The sequence below is a fragment of the Corynebacterium sp. HMSC076C10 genome, assembly GCF_001812455.1.
In the GTDB taxonomy this organism is placed as follows: Bacteria; Actinomycetota; Actinomycetes; order Mycobacteriales; family Mycobacteriaceae; genus Corynebacterium; species Corynebacterium jeikeium_D.
Map to the genome: position 1 here is coordinate 107125 of NZ_KV809084.1, position 15270 is coordinate 122394.

11 protein-coding genes and 1 tRNA gene are annotated in these 15270 nt (G+C 62.9%); 5 read left to right on the top strand and 7 right to left on the bottom strand.

What is annotated here, in order from left to right:
- Nucleotides 1-71 precede the first annotated feature (71 nt).
- The 4 genes from HMPREF2857_RS00535 to HMPREF2857_RS00550 form a co-directional block, all read right to left on the bottom strand.
- Complete coding sequence (locus HMPREF2857_RS00535; protein WP_049172246.1) at nucleotides 72-932, bottom strand: lytic transglycosylase domain-containing protein; 861 nt, start codon at nucleotides 930-932, stop codon at nucleotides 72-74.
- Nucleotides 933-1003: 71 nt separating this feature from the next.
- A complete protein-coding gene (locus tag HMPREF2857_RS00540; protein ID WP_049182369.1) occupies nucleotides 1004-2044 on the bottom strand; it encodes a MazG nucleotide pyrophosphohydrolase domain-containing protein in 1041 nt (346 codons plus the stop codon).
- A gap of 7 nt (nucleotides 2045-2051) precedes the next feature.
- Entirely contained in the window at nucleotides 2052-5678 is a 3627-nt protein-coding gene (mfd, locus tag HMPREF2857_RS00545; RefSeq protein ID WP_070642118.1) for a transcription-repair coupling factor, read from the bottom strand.
- Between the two features lie 44 nt (nucleotides 5679-5722).
- On the bottom strand, nucleotides 5723-6415 hold the full coding sequence (locus HMPREF2857_RS00550) for a TetR/AcrR family transcriptional regulator (protein WP_141737464.1): 693 nt from the start codon (nucleotides 6413-6415) through the stop codon (nucleotides 5723-5725).
- A gap of 101 nt (nucleotides 6416-6516) precedes the next feature.
- On the opposite strand from HMPREF2857_RS00550, the gene HMPREF2857_RS00555 reads away from it, so the two are divergent.
- The 5 genes from HMPREF2857_RS00555 (at nucleotide 6517) to pth (ending at nucleotide 10798) form a co-directional block, all read left to right on the top strand.
- Nucleotides 6517-6587: transfer RNA gene (locus tag HMPREF2857_RS00555), tRNA-Gln, on the top strand.
- Nucleotides 6588-6674: 87 nt separating this feature from the next.
- A complete protein-coding gene (glmU, locus tag HMPREF2857_RS00560) occupies nucleotides 6675-8165 on the top strand; it encodes a bifunctional UDP-N-acetylglucosamine diphosphorylase/glucosamine-1-phosphate N-acetyltransferase GlmU (RefSeq protein WP_070642120.1) in 1491 nt (496 codons plus the stop codon).
- Nucleotides 8166-8172: 7 nt separating this feature from the next.
- Nucleotides 8173-9150: a ribose-phosphate diphosphokinase gene (locus tag HMPREF2857_RS00565; protein ID WP_016423206.1), complete on the top strand. Its 978-nt coding sequence runs from the start codon at nucleotides 8173-8175 to the stop codon at nucleotides 9148-9150.
- A gap of 250 nt (nucleotides 9151-9400) precedes the next feature.
- Nucleotides 9401-10042: a 50S ribosomal protein L25/general stress protein Ctc gene (locus tag HMPREF2857_RS00570; protein WP_016423207.1), complete on the top strand. Its 642-nt coding sequence runs from the start codon at nucleotides 9401-9403 to the stop codon at nucleotides 10040-10042.
- Between the two features lie 147 nt (nucleotides 10043-10189).
- On the top strand, nucleotides 10190-10798 hold the full coding sequence (gene pth, locus HMPREF2857_RS00575) for an aminoacyl-tRNA hydrolase (protein WP_016423208.1): 609 nt from the start codon (nucleotides 10190-10192) through the stop codon (nucleotides 10796-10798).
- Between the two features lie 181 nt (nucleotides 10799-10979).
- Here pth and HMPREF2857_RS00580 read toward each other — a convergent pair whose 3' ends face one another.
- From HMPREF2857_RS00580 to HMPREF2857_RS00590, 3 genes are read right to left on the bottom strand one after another with little or no spacing between them, the layout of a single operon-like run.
- Complete coding sequence (locus HMPREF2857_RS00580) at nucleotides 10980-12713, bottom strand: ABC transporter ATP-binding protein (RefSeq protein ID WP_016423209.1); 1734 nt, start codon at nucleotides 12711-12713, stop codon at nucleotides 10980-10982.
- Nucleotides 12710-14488, bottom strand: a complete 1779-nt coding sequence (locus HMPREF2857_RS00585) for an ABC transporter ATP-binding protein (protein ID WP_070642123.1) — start codon at nucleotides 14486-14488, stop codon at nucleotides 12710-12712. Before HMPREF2857_RS00585 ends, HMPREF2857_RS00580 begins: the two co-directional genes overlap by 4 nt.
- The gene (locus HMPREF2857_RS00590; RefSeq protein WP_070602852.1) at nucleotides 14485-15168 is read right to left on the bottom strand and encodes a class I SAM-dependent methyltransferase; all 684 of its coding nucleotides are present in this window, start codon (nucleotides 15166-15168) and stop codon (nucleotides 14485-14487) included. Before HMPREF2857_RS00590 ends, HMPREF2857_RS00585 begins: the two co-directional genes overlap by 4 nt.
- Nucleotides 15169-15270 lie beyond the last annotated feature (102 nt).

The window sequence follows — 15270 nt, forward strand, 5'->3', positions numbered from 1 at the left end:
CCGGAACCGTTCCGGCACATGACTCCAATTGTGGCACGGTTTGCCAACCTTCGCCTTAAATCCTTTTCACCCTATGCGGGCTGATTCAGCGCATAGTTCGCCGCAGCATCCCGAACATCGCGAAGATACTGCTCAGACTGGTTATACGAGCGAATTGCAGATGCCCACCCTTCCGGGGTGGCGAGGTCGCGTTCCCCACTGCAGAGCATCCGTGCGGTGGTCGCAGTTGCGTCGTCGATGTTGTTGGGGTCGGCGACGCCATCACCAGAAGCATCCATCGCAAAACGATGCCAGGTCTCGGGAATAAACTGCATCGGCCCCACAGCGCGGTCATACTCTGTGTCACCGTCGAGTTCACCGTTGTCAGTATCGAGAACCTCAGCAAACCCACTCGTGCCGTCCAGCGGCGGACCGATAATCGTCGGACTGACTACCCCATCGGCGCCGATATGAGCCGGCTTGAGCCAATTGCCCGAGTACGTGCCGTGATTAGTCTCCACTTTGCCCAGTCCTGCAAGCGTGTTCCACTCCAGGTGGCAGTTCGGGAACTGTTCTGCCGCAATCACATATGCGTTGCCGTAGGCGCGGAGAGCGTCCTCAGAAATACCCGTCTTCGGGGAAATCTGCTGCGCCCACTGTCGGAGCTGTTCCGAGGTGCGCCCGGGCGCGTTGACATCAATCATCGGCGGTGGCTCAGCCGCAGCAGGCGGCACATTATCCGGAATCGGCTTCTTGGTCAACGACGGGATTACGGGTCCAGTGAACATAGCCAACGCCCCAACCGTGCCAATGATGATCAGCACCGCCAGGGAGGTTAGACCGAGGCAGCCACAGCCTCTCGAGGACTTCTTTTTCCCCTTACTGCGGCCACGCGGCTTCGCCCCGCGGGGTGCGGGGTGCGCGTATTCATCAAAGGGAGAATTAGAAGGCATGGGGAATTACTCTACGGGGTAGACCGTAAAAATCACTCAAACTCGAGGACAGAAATCACTTTTGCTGGAAACTAGCTGTCGCTTTCCGACGGGCCGAAGTCCTCAGCCTCTTCGTTATCTTCGCTGCCCGCTGCCCACTGCTCAGCACTGCCGGCCTGCTGATTCTCCATCTGGGCCAGCTCAGTCAGGAATGCGCGTGAAGCCTGTCGGGTCCGTTCTTCCGCACCGGACTCAGTCTCCAGCCCCGGGGTCGGGACCAGAATCTCCACTGGAATGTCTGCATCGGACAGTCCCAGTGCACGTGCGCGGCGGATGGCTTCCTCAGCCAAAGTCAGAGCTGGCAGCTGTGTGGCCGGGTTCGAGCGCGGACGTCCGCGGCCGTAAGCCCACAGTCGCTCCTGTTCTTCCTCCGACACCATCTCTCCCTCGGCCACAGTGCCGTCGAAGAGGTACGGCTGACGAGCGCGCATCTTCAAAATAAAGTCGGTCGCCACATCGTCGAAGTCGAAGTCCTCCGCGATTTCAGCGTGGAAGAGGATCTGCAGCAGCAGATCTGACAGCTCGCTACGAATGTCACCGCCCTCGTTGACTGCGTCGACAAACTCGTAGGTCTCTTCAATGAGATACGGCAGCAGGCTCTTGTGCGTCTGGCGAGCTTCCCACTGCCCCGTGCGCCGTGCTGCCGCCATGATGTCCACGGCCTCGACGACGTGGGGCAGACGAGCTGCGGCAAGCTGTTCCTGCGGAGTCAGCGGTTCTGCAACAGGCTCTGCCCCTGGCTCTGCAACCGGTTCTGACTCAGGTTCTTTCACCGAGTCCTGCTGGGGAGCCGCCGCAACCTGAGCTGCCGGAGCTGCTGGGTCCTGCGCATCATCCAGCTCGACCGAGTAGACCTTCTCGCCCGCATCGAGGCGATCGAGTACCTCGTCGTTTTCCATATCGGTGGTGACCAGAATCTCCGCCTGGGACACCGAGTGCCCACCGGCGTCGGCGATTGCCCAGCGCACACGGATCGGGACTTCTTCGGTGTAGCTGACTTCACCGGTCAGCAGGCTAGCGGCTTCCAGCGGAATCGCTGTTGGAAAGCGGCTATCGAGCTTGATGATAGTCATACGGTTTCTAGTCCTTTCCCATGTGCGAGATATCCATACGTGGAATTCCCGCCATCGATGTCAAGAAGTCTGCTACCCACTGCACCAATGCAATATCGCGGACAGGTTTTGCCCGCAACCCTCGCCCTTCCTTCGGCATTCCGACGGAAACCGTGCGCGTTGCCGCACGATAGGTCGCCTGTGGATACAGGCGCTTGAGACGCACCTGCTTGGAGTCAGCAAGCTCCATAGGGGTTATTCTAATGTGCGCACCCATGGCTTGAACTTCATGCACGCCGAATTCCCGGCAAATAATTCGAAGTCGTGAAATAACCGCCAGTCTCTCCACCTCAATGGGTGGGGTTCCGTAACGGTCAACAAGCTCTTCGAGCACTACGTCGATATCGTCCAGCGCACTGGCGGCAGCAAATTTGCGGTACGCCTCTAGACGTAGGCGTTCCGACGACACATATTCGGCCGGAATATTCGCATCGACCGGCAAATCGATCCGCACTTCCTTCGGTTCGTTATCGGAAGCATCCGGAGTTTCACCATCGGCCACTGCCTTCAGCGCGGCCACGGCCTCGCCAACCAGTCGGACGTACATATCGAAGCCGACACCGGCAATGTGACCGGACTGCTCCGCACCGAGGATATTTCCGGCACCGCGCATTTCCAGGTCCTTCATGGCCACAGCCATACCGGCACCCAAGTCATTGTTCTGCGCGATCGTGGACAGACGGTCGTAGGAAGTCTCCGTCAGCGTCTGATTTTCCGGGTAGAGGAAGTAGGCATAGGCGCGCTCACGGGAACGGCCCACACGACCACGCAGCTGGTGCAGCTGGGAAAGGCCCATATGGTGCGCGTTTTCCACAATCAACGTATTGGCGTTGGCAATATCCAGGCCGGTCTCCACGATGGTGGTACACACCAGCACGTCGTACTCGCGCTGCCAGAAGCCATCGACCGTGCGCTCCAGCTGCTCCTCCCCCATCTGACCGTGGGCCACTACCACGCGGGCCTCGGGCACCAAATTGCGGATAGTCTGGGCGACTTTGTCAATGGTTTCCACCTTATTATGCAGGTAGAACACCTGGCCGTCGCGAAGCAGCTCGCGCCTGATAGCAGCGGCGACCTGCTTGTCAGACTGCGCGCCGACGTATGTCAGCACCGGGTGGCGGTCCTGCGGCGGGGTGAGAATCTGGCTCATCTCGCGGATGCCGGCAATCGACATTTCGAGCGTGCGCGGAATTGGCGTTGCGGACATGGTGAGCACGTCGACGTGGTGACGCAGCGCCTTGATGTGCTCCTTGTGCTCGACGCCGAAACGCTGCTCCTCGTCAACGATGACCAGACCGAGTTCTTTCCACTGCACGCCGGTCTGCAAGAGACGATGCGTGCCGATAACCATATCGACCGTCCCATTCTTCAACCCTTCGAGAACCTCTTTGGAGTCCTTCGGTGAGGTGAAGCGGGACAGCCCGCGGATGGTGACTGGGAAGCCCTCCATACGCTGAGTGAAAGTAGTCAAATGCTGCTGTGCCAACAGCGTGGTCGGCACCAACACTGCTACCTGACGGCCATCTTGAACCGCTTTGAAAGCAGCACGCAGTGCCACCTCGGTCTTGCCGTAGCCGACATCGCCGATGAGCACGCGGTCCATCGGTACCGGCTTTTCCATGTCGGACTTGATTTCGTCGATGGCCTGCAGCTGGTCCTCAGTCTCGGTGAAGGGGAAGTTATCCTCCATCTCCTGCTGCCACGGCGTATCCGGCGCGAACGCGTGGCCCGGCGCGGCTTGACGCTCGGCGTAGAGCTTGACCAGCTCTTCCGCAATCTCGCGGACAGCGCCACGGGCCTTGCGCTTGGTGGACTTCCAGTCCGAGCCGCCCATCTTCGACAGCGCGGGCTTTTCGCCGCCGACATAGCGCGACAGCAGATCCAGGCTCTCCATCGGCACGTAGAGCTGGTCCGAGGGGCCTCCGCGCTTGCTCGGTGCGTACTCGAGCACCACGTACTCGCGGCGAGCCTGATCCTCGCCCGTGCCGATGGTGCGCTCAGTGAGCTTCACAAATCGACCGATGCCATGAGTGTCGTGTACGACATAGTCGCCGGCCTTCAGTGCCAGCGGATCCACGCGACCACGGCGCTTCGCCGGTTTACGGCGACCACCAAGGGCACCTTCCGCGATGCGGTTACCCGTGATGTCCTGCTCAGTAATCAGAGTCAGCGCGCCACCGGGAATACGCGGGAACACCAGGCCGCCGTGCAAAACACCCTGGTAGACGGTAATTCTCCCGGACTCGGGATACTCCGGGCCCGCCGCCATGCGCGTCGCAATTCCGGCTTCCCTAAACCTTTCCGCTTGCCGACGCGCGCCCGCGGGCGTCGCCGCCACGTACGCCACTCGTTCCCCCGCGACCGTGGCATCGCGCAGCTGCCTCATCAGGTGACCAATTTCCTTTAAGTCACCGCGTGGCGCGGGCCCAGGCTCAAAGGTTAGCGGCAGCACATCATCTTCGGTGACCCCCGCCTCCAACATGCCGGGCGGGGAAATATGCCACGAGGTGGGCATCGGGATAGAGGCCAAGCTACGGTAAGCGCTGGGCTCCAGACCATCGGTGGCGATTGGCGCCGAGCCACCCATCGCGGCCGTTTCCCACGCTGCGGCCATAAACTCCTCGCCCGCACTAATCAGGTCCTGCGCGCGAGAGCGAATGCGCTCCGGCCCGCACATGAGCACATGCGTTTTCTCCGGCATGACCTCGGTGAGCATCTTCATCGGATGCTGACTAATCAGTGGAATCAGCGACTCCATGCCCTCCACCCACTGGCCATCACCGATGCGGGTGAGCATTTCTTGGACCTGTCCAGAACGCGTAGTGGCGAGTTTCTCCGCGGCGCCCTTCACGTCGTCGTCGATAAGCAGTGCACGACACGGGAAGATATCCAGCTGGTCGACCTCTATCTCAGAGATCGTGCGCTGGTCAGCGACGGAAAAGGCGCGCAGGTCGGTAACCTCGTCACCCCAGAGCTCGATACGAACCGGCAGCTCTTCGGTCGCCGGGAAGACATCGACGATGCCGCCACGCACGGCAAACTGACCACGCCTGCCGACCATGTCCACATGCGAATAGCCGTGATGCACCAGCCGCTCAACCAGGTTCTCGCAGTCCTGGTCCAGCTGGATGTGGATGGGCGCGCTGGCTTCAGCCTCGAGGTCGTCCACAATCGGCTGCACCAACGAGCGCACCGCCGCAATCAGAACGTCGACTTTGCCCCGGCGAACGTCGTAAAGCGCCTTACGACGCTGCGCCACAGTATCCACAGCCGGCGAAAGCTTCTCATGCGGGAGCGTCTCCCACGAGGGGAACATAGCTACACGGTCGCCGATCATCGACTTGACCTCGGCAGTCAGGTCCTCCGCCTCACGGCCAGTAGCCGTGACGACCAGCACCGGCACCTTCGTGGACATGGCGTAAATAAGGTGCGAACGCACCGCGTCCGCACCCGTGAGCGCCAGCCCGTCTTCGCCGACGCGCCCGAGCACGCCGACAAATTGAGGATCCGTGACAACGAGGCTTTCCAGCCCCGACAGTGGGTTCGGCAGAATGCTGGGTGTGGCTTTCGCCGAGGAAGACGCAGAAGTTGGCATAGCCCCAATATAACCATGCACCCCGGATTCACCCTGCGCGCTGGTTAGCCGTTCTCCGCCACCTGCATCGGGTCTGCCGCAGCACCTGCTCCGAACTTCGCGCCCTCAGCGGCCGCTGGTACATCAGCGGAGCCATGCAGAGTCGGGGCCCCCTCCATGCCGGCCAGCCCGTTCCAGCACAGGTTCACGATGTGCGCCGCCACCGTCTCTTTATCCGGACTGCGCTTCTCCATCCACCAGCGAGCAGTCTGCGAAACCATACCGACCATGCAGTTTCCGTAGAGCACCGACATGGCCGGGTCGAAACCAGCGCGTTTGAAAGCCTCGGAGAGGATAGGCGTAACCGACTCAGTGGCATTATTCAGCAGCGTCTCATAGCCACCCGCCACACCGGGGTCGCGAGAAATAATGGAGAATCCCTCCGGGTTTTCCTCGACATAAGTCAGCAGTGCCAACACCGCCTGTTCGATGCGGTAACGCGAGCGCCCCAGGGACAACGCTTCCCTAATCGTGGCCTCCAGGGTCTTCATCTCCTGGTCGACGACTGCCTGGTAGAGCCGCTCTTTGGTACCAAAATGCTCGTAGACAACCGGCTTTGACACCCCGGCTGCGGCAGCGATCTCCTCCATTGAGGCGGCATCAAGCCCCTTGGCGGCAAAGATTCCACGGCTGACTTCTGTCAGCTGAGCTTTGCGCTGTGGACCGGTCATACGTCGTCTCGGTGAATTGGAGGCCATGCTTTTAGATTAGTGGCTAAAGTCTTGCTATCGTATATCGCAGGCGCAAGCGAGTTGGCTGAGTCGAATCAGCCATGCAATTTTTTTCGCGTTTGCCCCAATCTCCCATGGTGTAATGGCAACACTCCGGTTTTTGGTACCGGCATTCTAGGTTCGAGTCCTGGTGGGAGAGCAAGCGGGGGGCCGGCCCCTTAATTAAGAAGTGACTTTTCGCCCCGCCGTGACCGTGATGCACCCTGACCGAGGAGTAGCAAGTTTCATGTCAAACGGTTCGGCCACCGCTGTGGTCATTCTCGCCGCGGGTCAAGGCACCCGAATGAAATCCGATACGCCGAAAATGCTGCACGCTATCGGCGGTCGTACCATGTTGGAGCACGCGCTCTATGCCGCCAAGGGCATTAGTCCGGAAGAGATTGCTGTTGTCGTTGGCCACCAGCGCGAAAAGGTAATCGACGCCATCGGCACCTGGACAGAGAAGGCCGAGCACTCCAACGGTGTCGTCATTGCCCACCAGGACGAGCAAAACGGTACCGGCCACGCTGTTCAGTGCGCGCTGGAGCACCCCGAGCTGCAGAACTTCGATGGCACCATCCTGGTAACCACTTCCGATGTTCCGCTGCTGGATTCCGAAGCGCTCCAGGCACTGCTCGAAGAGCACAACCGCAAGCCACGCGCTGCCGTGACTGTGCTGACCTCCACTGCTGACAACCCGCACGGCTACGGCCGCATCGTTCGCAACGCCGACGGTGAAGTTCTGCGCATCGTGGAGGAAAAGGACGCCTCCGACGAGGAACGCGAGATCACCGAGGTCAACTCCGGTGTCTACGCATTCGACGCCGAGACCCTGGCGAACGCTCTCAAGCAGCTGGACACCAACAATGCCCAGGGCGAGCTCTACCTCACCGATGTCATTGGCATCGCCCGTGAGGCCGACCGCTCAGTGCGCGGTCACCGCCTCGCCGATGCCACCGTCGTCGCCGGTGTCAATGACCGCGTCCAGCTGGCTACCCTTGGCCGCGAGCTCAACCGTCGCACCTGCGAGGCAGCTATGCGCGGGGGCGCCACTATCGTCGATCCGGACACCACGTGGATTGACGTTGAGGTGGAAATCGGCCGCGACGTCACGATTCTGCCGGGCACGCAGCTGCACGGCAAGACCGTGATTGGCGACGGGGCCACCGTGGGACCGGACACGACACTGACCAACATGGTCGTCGGCAAGCGCGCCAGCGTCGTACGTACACACGGTTCCGATTCGGAGATCGGCGAGGATGCGGCGGTCGGACCGTTCACCTACATTCGCCCGAACACCAAACTCGGTGTCGGCGCGAAGCTCGGCGGCTTCGTAGAAGCGAAGAACGCGCAGATCGGAAACGGTTCGAAGGTTCCGCACCTGACCTACGTCGGCGATGCGGAGATTGGCGAGCACTCCAACATTGGTGCCTCCAGCGTGTTCGTGAACTACGACGGTGTCAACAAGCACCGCACTGTTATCGGCTCGCATGTTCGCACCGGCTCCGACACCATGTTCATCGCTCCGGTGACCGTGGGTGATGGTGCGTACTCAGGTGCAGGTACTGTTATTAAGGACGACGTTCCTCCGGGAGCATTGGCGGTCAGTGGTGGCCGTCAGCGCAACATCGAGGGATGGGTCGAGCGGAAGCGTCCAGGTACCGCTGCTGCTGAGGCAGCGCAGGCGGCGCAGGTAGCTGACAACGCTGACAACAACAAGGAAGACCAGGAAGGCTAGACGGCAGATGACCGGCCAGTGGATCGATAACCAAAAGAACCTCATGCTCTTCTCCGGAAGGGCACACCCGGAATTGGGCGAGGCAGTTGCCAAGGAGCTCGGCACAGAGCTGACTCCGATGACCGCTCGTGATTTTGCCAACGGTGAAATCTTCGTGCGCTACGAGGAATCCGTCCGCGGTTCCGATGCCTTCGTACTGCAGGCGCACCCGGCACCGCTGAACAAGTGGCTCATCGAGCAGCTGATTATGATTGACGCGCTCAAGCGCGGTTCGGCCAAGCGCATCACCGCTATCCTGCCGTTCTTCCCATACGCCCGCCAGGACAAGAAGCACCGTGGCCGTGAGCCGATTTCCGCTCGCCTGGTCGCTGATCTGCTCAAGACCGCAGGCGCTGACCGCATCGTCTCCGTGGATCTCCACACCGACCAGATTCAGGGCTTCTTCGACGGCCCGGTCGATCACATGCACGCCATGCCGATTCTGTCGGAGTACATCAAGAAGAACTACTCCCTGGACAACCTCGTCGTGGTCTCCCCTGACGCCGGCCGTGTGAAGGTTTCCGAGAAGTGGGCCAACACCCTGGGCGACGCCCCGCTGGCCTTCATTCACAAGACCCGTTCCGTCGATGTCGCAAACCAGGTTGTCGCCAACCGCGTGGTCGGCGAGGTCTCCGGTAAGACCTGTCTGCTCATCGACGACATGATTGACACCGGCGGCACCATCGCCGGCGCTGTCAAGGTGCTGCGTGAGGCTGGCGCTGAGGATGTCATCATCGCTACCACGCACGGTGTCTTCTCCGACCCAGCTCGCGAGCGCCTGTCGAAGTGCGGTGCCCGCGAGGTCATCACCACCGATACCCTGCCGCAGTCCACCGAGGGCTGGGACAATCTGACCGTCCTGCCAATCGCACCGCTGCTGGCTAAGACGATCCATGAGATCTTCGAAAACGGTTCCGTCACCACCCTCTTCGAGGGTCAGGCATAAGTTCTTTCCGCTTGCCGACGGGCACCCCGCCGCGACCAGCAACCTAGTTTTGCTGGTGGTGGCGGGGTTTGCTGTTTGACCTGTTAGTCCACTACAATTTCTCCGGTAAGTCTCGGCGAGGGCGGCCACAGTAGGTGGTTGCCGTTATCGACGCGACGCTCGCAGCCCAACTTTTGCGCCCACGGTGGCATGGATGCGGCACGTGCTCGACTCGACGACTCAATATCGAATCGTTTAGGAGTCCATTTTCATGGCAAAGCCCAACATCATCAAGATTGATGCCCGTAACCGCACCGAGTTCGGCAAGGGTGCCGCTCGCCGTGCCCGCGTTGCTGGCGACATCCCGGTTGTCATCTACGGCGCTGACCTGGATGCCCCGAAGCACATCCTCGTTGACACTCTGGATTTCCACGCTGTCATCCGTAACCACGGTGTCAATGCTGTTCTGGACGTCAACATCGAGGGCGAGTCCCAGCTGTCCATGGTCAAGGCTGTTGACCAGAACCCGCTGACCCTCGACATCGACCACGCTGACCTGCTCGCCATTCACCGTGACGAGAAGGTTGAGGTTGAGGTTCCGGTCGTTCCGACTGGCGAGCTCGCTCCGGGCGCCCTGCTCATGCAGGATGCCGAAACCATTCTGGTCAACGCACCGGTTCTGGCTATTCCGGAAGAGATCGAGGTCTCCGTCGAGGGCGCAGAGGTCGGCACCATGGTTCACGCCGGCGACGTTACCCTGCCGGAGGGCCTGGTCCTCACCGACGACGCTGACCTGCTCATCTTCAACATTGTCGAGCCGGAGGAAGAGCCGGCTGGCGACGTCGATGCCGACATCGAGGGCATGGGCGAGGCTGAGACCCCGGATGAGCCGGCTGAGGAAGAGGCTGAGTAATTCAAACGCTGAATGGCTCTATCTGACTGAACCAGTACAGGCTTTCACGTTTAGCTAAAAAGGGACGGACACTCTGGTCCGTCCCTTTTTTGTTCTTGAAACTCCCCGAAGCCAACAGACCGCGCACCGTGTGCCAAGATTGAATTCATGAACGCCTCCACCACACCTCTGCTTGTCGTGGGGCTCGGCAACCCTGGGCCCAAATATGAACTCACCCGCCATAACGTCGGGCATCTGGTGCTAGATGAACTAGCGAGCCGCACTTCTCCGATGCCTTCGTCGTTTAGCGTGCATAAGAAGTCCAACGCTGAGATTGTGCAGACTCGGTTTAAGACCTCCGATGGCGGCGAGCGACAGGTGATTCTGGCTAAGCCCCGGACCTACATGAATCTGTCGGGTGGTCCGATTGCGGCGCTGGCCAAGTTCTTCAACGTCGCGCCTACCGACGTCGTGGTAGTCCACGATGAGCTGGACCTGGACCCGGGCGTGGTACGGCTTAAGCGCGGCGGGGGCGAGAATGGCCACAATGGCCTGCGCTCGACCACGAAGTCGTTGGGCACGAAGGACTACATGCGGGTGCGTATTGGCATTGGCCGTCCTCCGGGCCGCCAAGATCCGGCGGACTACGTGCTGCGTAATTTCAATGCTAAGGAACGCGAGGAGCTCGCTTTCACTCTGCCCACTGCTGCGGAGGCGGTGGAGTTAATCGCCAGCCACGGGCTGGAGATTGCGCAGAACCAGATTCACGGGCGGTAGCAGTAGCGGGAAGGGGGGGGCTATTTTCACGTTCCCGGGAGCTTCAGTCTTTACAGCTCGTCGGTGTTCGTGCTGCTCGGCGTTTTCGTCGGCGTTTTCGCTCTGTCCACCGAGCGCCTGGCGGTGGGATTCGGGAAGCTGCGGCAGGGCGCCCGTGAGGGCATCGACCAGGTGATGAGGATCAGGCGCCCGAGGAGCTCCCCGTCCGGCACGCCCACGACTCGGCGTAGCGGCCGCCCTTCGCCAGCAATTCATCGTGCGTGCCCCGTTCTGCGACCGTCCCGTCCTCCGAAAGCACGACGATGAGGTCGGCATCGCGAACGGTGTGCAGGCGATGGGCGACGACAATCACGGTGCGATCGCCGCGCAACGCCTCCATCGTGCCGACGATCGCCCGCTCAGTGGCCGCATCCAGCGAGGACGTCGGCTCGTCGAGAAGCACCACCGGGGAATCCTTCAGAAGCGCCCGGGCGATGGCGAGGCGCTGCCGCTCGCCTCCCGACAGCAGCGTCCCCTCCTCCCCCACCGGGGTATCCCACCCGGAAGGCAGCAGCTCCACGATGCGGTCCACCCCGGAACGCCGGGCGGCCTCGCGCAAGCGATCCCCGTCACCGGGCTCGGAACCGAATCCGGGATCGGCGAAGACCACGTTGTCCCGCACGGACGCGTCGAAAAGGAACGTCTCTTGGAACACCGGGGTCACCAGCGAGTTCACGCCGTCGGTGCCAATCCGAGGCAAGGGTACCCCGCCGATGAGGACCTCCCCCGAGTCCGGATCATGAAAACGCGACAGCAGCCGCATGACCGTCGTCTTGCCCGCCCCCGACGGTCCCACTACGGCAACCAGCGCTCCCTGAGGGGCACGGAAGCTGACGCCGTCGAGAACCTTCTTATCCCCGTACCCGAAGCTCACGTCGCGGAACTCCACGTCATGCCCGTCGGGCAGCTCCGGTGCGGCAGGTTCGGGAAGGGCGGGGATTGCCCGCAGGTCACGCAACGCAGCCAACGTGTTGCGGCCCGCACCGAAACCGCCGGACAACGCTCCCGCCGTGGTGATCGGTCCGGTGAACTGGACGACCACGATGAGCATCGGCGCCAAATGCGCCGGCGCCATCCCGCCCGTCGCGGCGACTGCCACGGCGACTATCACCGCCGCCGTGAACACCGCATGGACGACCGAACCCAGCCGTCCGATGGCCGCCCCCTGCGTCGACGTCGCCTTCGCGAACGCATCGTGTTGGGCCCGGATTGCCTCATCCACCATCGCGTCCGCCGCCGAACCGTCGCCCGCGGCGCGAATCGCCTGCTGGCAGCGGGTGAACTCGATCAGCCTGCCGGAGACGGCAGCGACGGCGTCAGCATGCGCTTCGTCCGACTCCCCGCCGACCCGACCAATGGCCCGGTAAGCGAAGAAGATCACCGGCGCCGACGCGACGAGAACCAAACCGACGCGCCAATCCACCGCCAGAATTCCGAAGGCGATGACGGTCGGCGCAACCGCCGCGGCGATGACAGGCCGCAGGATCACGTGCGGCACGGACGCCGCGAACGCGATACCCGACGATGCCATCTCCGAAAAGCGGCCGGCCGTGGACTTGGTGACGTACCCGAGTGGCAACGTCAGCACGCGTTCGCCCAGAGAGCGCAGTAGGGACGACAGCACCGCTGCGGAATTCGCCCTGCCGACCGTCCCCGCGGCGAGAGACAGCACCGCATGGGCGGCCGCGAGGCCGGCGATGACGCCGGTGAAACGCCACGCCGTCGCATCATCTCCCTCGGCCAGAGCCGACAGCAGCGGCAGCAGCGCGACGAACGCCGCTCCCTGAGCCAGCGCGGCAAGCGCGGCCAACGCAATGAGCCACGCCAGCGTCATTCTCGAGCGCCGATCCGTCATCGACCACAAGTCCCGAATCATCGGTTCCCCGCCTTTTCATCGTCTAATTCAGTGCCCCGCGGGGCGGATGGTTCGTCGTCGAGCGCGAACGCGCGCCACAAATCCCGGTAGCGGCCACCGCGCGCAAGCAACTCGTCGTGGGTACCCGCCTCCGCGACCGCTCCCCCGTCGAGAACGAGGATGCGGTCGGCGTTGCGGATCGTGCTCAACCTGTGCGCGATCACAATCACCGTCCGTGAACGGGCCAAACGCTCGATTGCGGACTGGATGAGGGCCTCGGAAGCCGGATCCGCGTAAGCGGTTGCCTCGTCGAAGATGAGCACCGGCGCGTCCGTGACGATCGACCTCGCGATGGCCACGCGCTGCGCCTCACCACCGGAAAAGGTCACGTCGACGTTGACCACCGAATCCAGGCCCTTCGGCAGCGCCGCGATGACCGCATCGAGGTTCGCGAGCTTCGCGGCCGCCATGATTTCGCCGTCGGTGGCGTCTCTCCTGGCCAGCCTGATGTTCTCCCGCAACGGCAGCGTGAGCAACTGCGGATCTTGGAACACCACCGACACCGAGCGGTGCACGTCGCGCACGGCAATGTCGCGAAGATCGGCGCCGCCCAGCCGCACCGAGCCTTCAACGGGGTCGTAGAAACGCGCCAACAGCCGGGCGACGGTGGACTTTCCGGAACCGGAGGACCCCACCAGCGCAGTGAGGGTCCCCGGTTCGAACGTCGCGGACATCCCGTCGAGGACCCGCGGCCCATCGCCGTAGGCGAAGACCAGGTTCCGGGCCTCGAGCGCGCCTCCGCGCACGGGCACCGGATCGGCGGGCTCGACGATCGGCGGCGTGCCCAGCACCTCCGCGATGGACTTCAGGGCAGCGATCCCCGCGATGATGGGTTCGGAGTTCATGGCCACCCGCACGATCGCCGCGGAGAGTCCAAGGCCGAGAACCAGCCCGGCAACGAGCCCCTCCGGTAGACCTCCCGCGGCGTCCCTCAGCGCGAGGCCGGCCCCGCACACCACTGCGAGGACTGTGATCGGGGACGTCACCACGTCGATGACCCCGAGATAGATGTTCGACTGCCGGGACCAGGCAGACCACGCGCGGACGAACGACAGCGCCGCGGCATCGTAGCGACCCGCGCCCTGGTTGGCGCGTCCGAAGGACTTCATCACTGGGATACCGCGCACCAACTCGATGACCGCGGCCGTCACTCCTTCGGAGGCTCGCTCGTAGTCGCGCTGAAGACCGGCTCCGCGTGAAATCATCACGCCCATCAGGGCGAAGGTGACCAGCACCGGGACGACCGCCACCGCCGCAATCCGCCAATCCACCGCAACGAGCGCGATGAGGGAAAGCATAGGAACCAGCACCGCCACCACGGTCTCACCGACGGTGTGGCCCATGAGCTGGTGGATAGCCGCGACGTCCTTCTCAACCGACCCGATGATTCCCGACGAGCGCCGGGCGTCCAGCCAGCCCAGCGGCAACTTCCGGATTTGGGCGACCAGCCGGCGCCGAAGGTGGAGCTGCAGGTCGTTATCCGCCCGGTGCGAGAGCATGCCGGCGGCGCCGTCCGCGGCCATGCGCACCGTTGCGGCGACGACGATGACAGCCACGGCCAACCACGTCCGATGCTCCGGGGCCTCCGGGTACGTCATCGCGATGTCGATGATGCCGACCAGAGAAGCGACGGTAGCCACCGACGACAGGACGGATAACGCGACCACCGCACGCATCCGTGTCCGGATCGGGGCGAGCAGTGACCACGGGCCTACAGTCCCGTCCACGGCGCTCACTTGCCCGCCTCCCCGATCGTGCTTTTCTTCGTGAGAGTGCAGAAGTACACCATGCCGGCGCGTGAGGCTCCGCCCAGCTTCAGCCCGTTGGCTTCGGCGAGGTCCTCGAGCTCGCTGCCCCGGAACACCCGGTGGCCCATCTTCGCCATGACGGCCATGTCGACCCGCTCGTTCACGTCGGGATCCTCGGCGAACGTCTGCACGTAAGCGATGCCGCCGTCGGCGAGCAGCCCGGCGACCCTGCCGAGCGCAGCACCCGCATCCTTCATTTGGTGGAGCGCGCCGCACACCCAGATTTCATCGGTCCCGCCGGGCTCTCCCGCGAGCGGCGCGAGGACGTCGGCGACGTGGAATTCCGTCCGAGCCCCGAGCCCTTCGACGGCGGCGCGTTCGCGGGCGATGCGGATCGCATTGGGCGACAGGTCGTAGCCGACGATGTTCGCCCTGCGATAGCGAGGCTCGGCGGCAAGCATGCGGGCGAGCCACCCGGTTCCGCAACCGAGGTCGAGAACCCGGGCTGGCGCATCCGGCCCGGGATCCAGCGCACGGAGCTTCCGATACACGGCGGCGGCGTCCATCGGTTCACGCGCATAGCGGCTGAGGAACCTCGGCTGGACCTTGTCCTCGTAGGCCGCGAGGAGTCTGCGGTTGTTCTGGACGATCTGGGCAATCGACTTCATCTGGTTCTGTCTCCGGGTGTGTGGGCCGCGTCCACGCGGCGGTTTCGGGTTAGGTGCTCGGGTTCGCGGGCCGTCATCGGCGGCGCCGCCCCCGTGGACGTG

Coding starts and splice junctions, on each gene's coding strand:
- HMPREF2857_RS00550 (WP_141737464.1), bottom strand. CDS start 6,415: ATGGCCTCCAATTCACCGAGACGACGTATGACCGGTCCACAGCGCAAA.
- HMPREF2857_RS00565 (WP_016423206.1), top strand. CDS start 8,173: ATGACCGGCCAGTGGATCGATAACCAAAAGAACCTCATGCTCTTCTCC.
- HMPREF2857_RS00570 (WP_016423207.1), top strand. CDS start 9,401: ATGGCAAAGCCCAACATCATCAAGATTGATGCCCGTAACCGCACCGAG.
- HMPREF2857_RS00540 (WP_049182369.1), bottom strand. CDS start 2,044: ATGACTATCATCAAGCTCGATAGCCGCTTTCCAACAGCGATTCCGCTG.
- HMPREF2857_RS00580 (WP_016423209.1), bottom strand. CDS start 12,713: ATGATTCGGGACTTGTGGTCGATGACGGATCGGCGCTCGAGAATGACG.
- glmU (WP_070642120.1), top strand. CDS start 6,675: ATGTCAAACGGTTCGGCCACCGCTGTGGTCATTCTCGCCGCGGGTCAA.
- mfd (WP_070642118.1), bottom strand. CDS start 5,678: ATGCCAACTTCTGCGTCTTCCTCGGCGAAAGCCACACCCAGCATTCTG.
- pth (WP_016423208.1), top strand. CDS start 10,190: ATGAACGCCTCCACCACACCTCTGCTTGTCGTGGGGCTCGGCAACCCT.
- HMPREF2857_RS00590 (WP_070602852.1), bottom strand. CDS start 15,168: ATGAAGTCGATTGCCCAGATCGTCCAGAACAACCGCAGACTCCTCGCG.
- HMPREF2857_RS00535 (WP_049172246.1), bottom strand. CDS start 932: ATGCCTTCTAATTCTCCCTTTGATGAATACGCGCACCCCGCACCCCGC.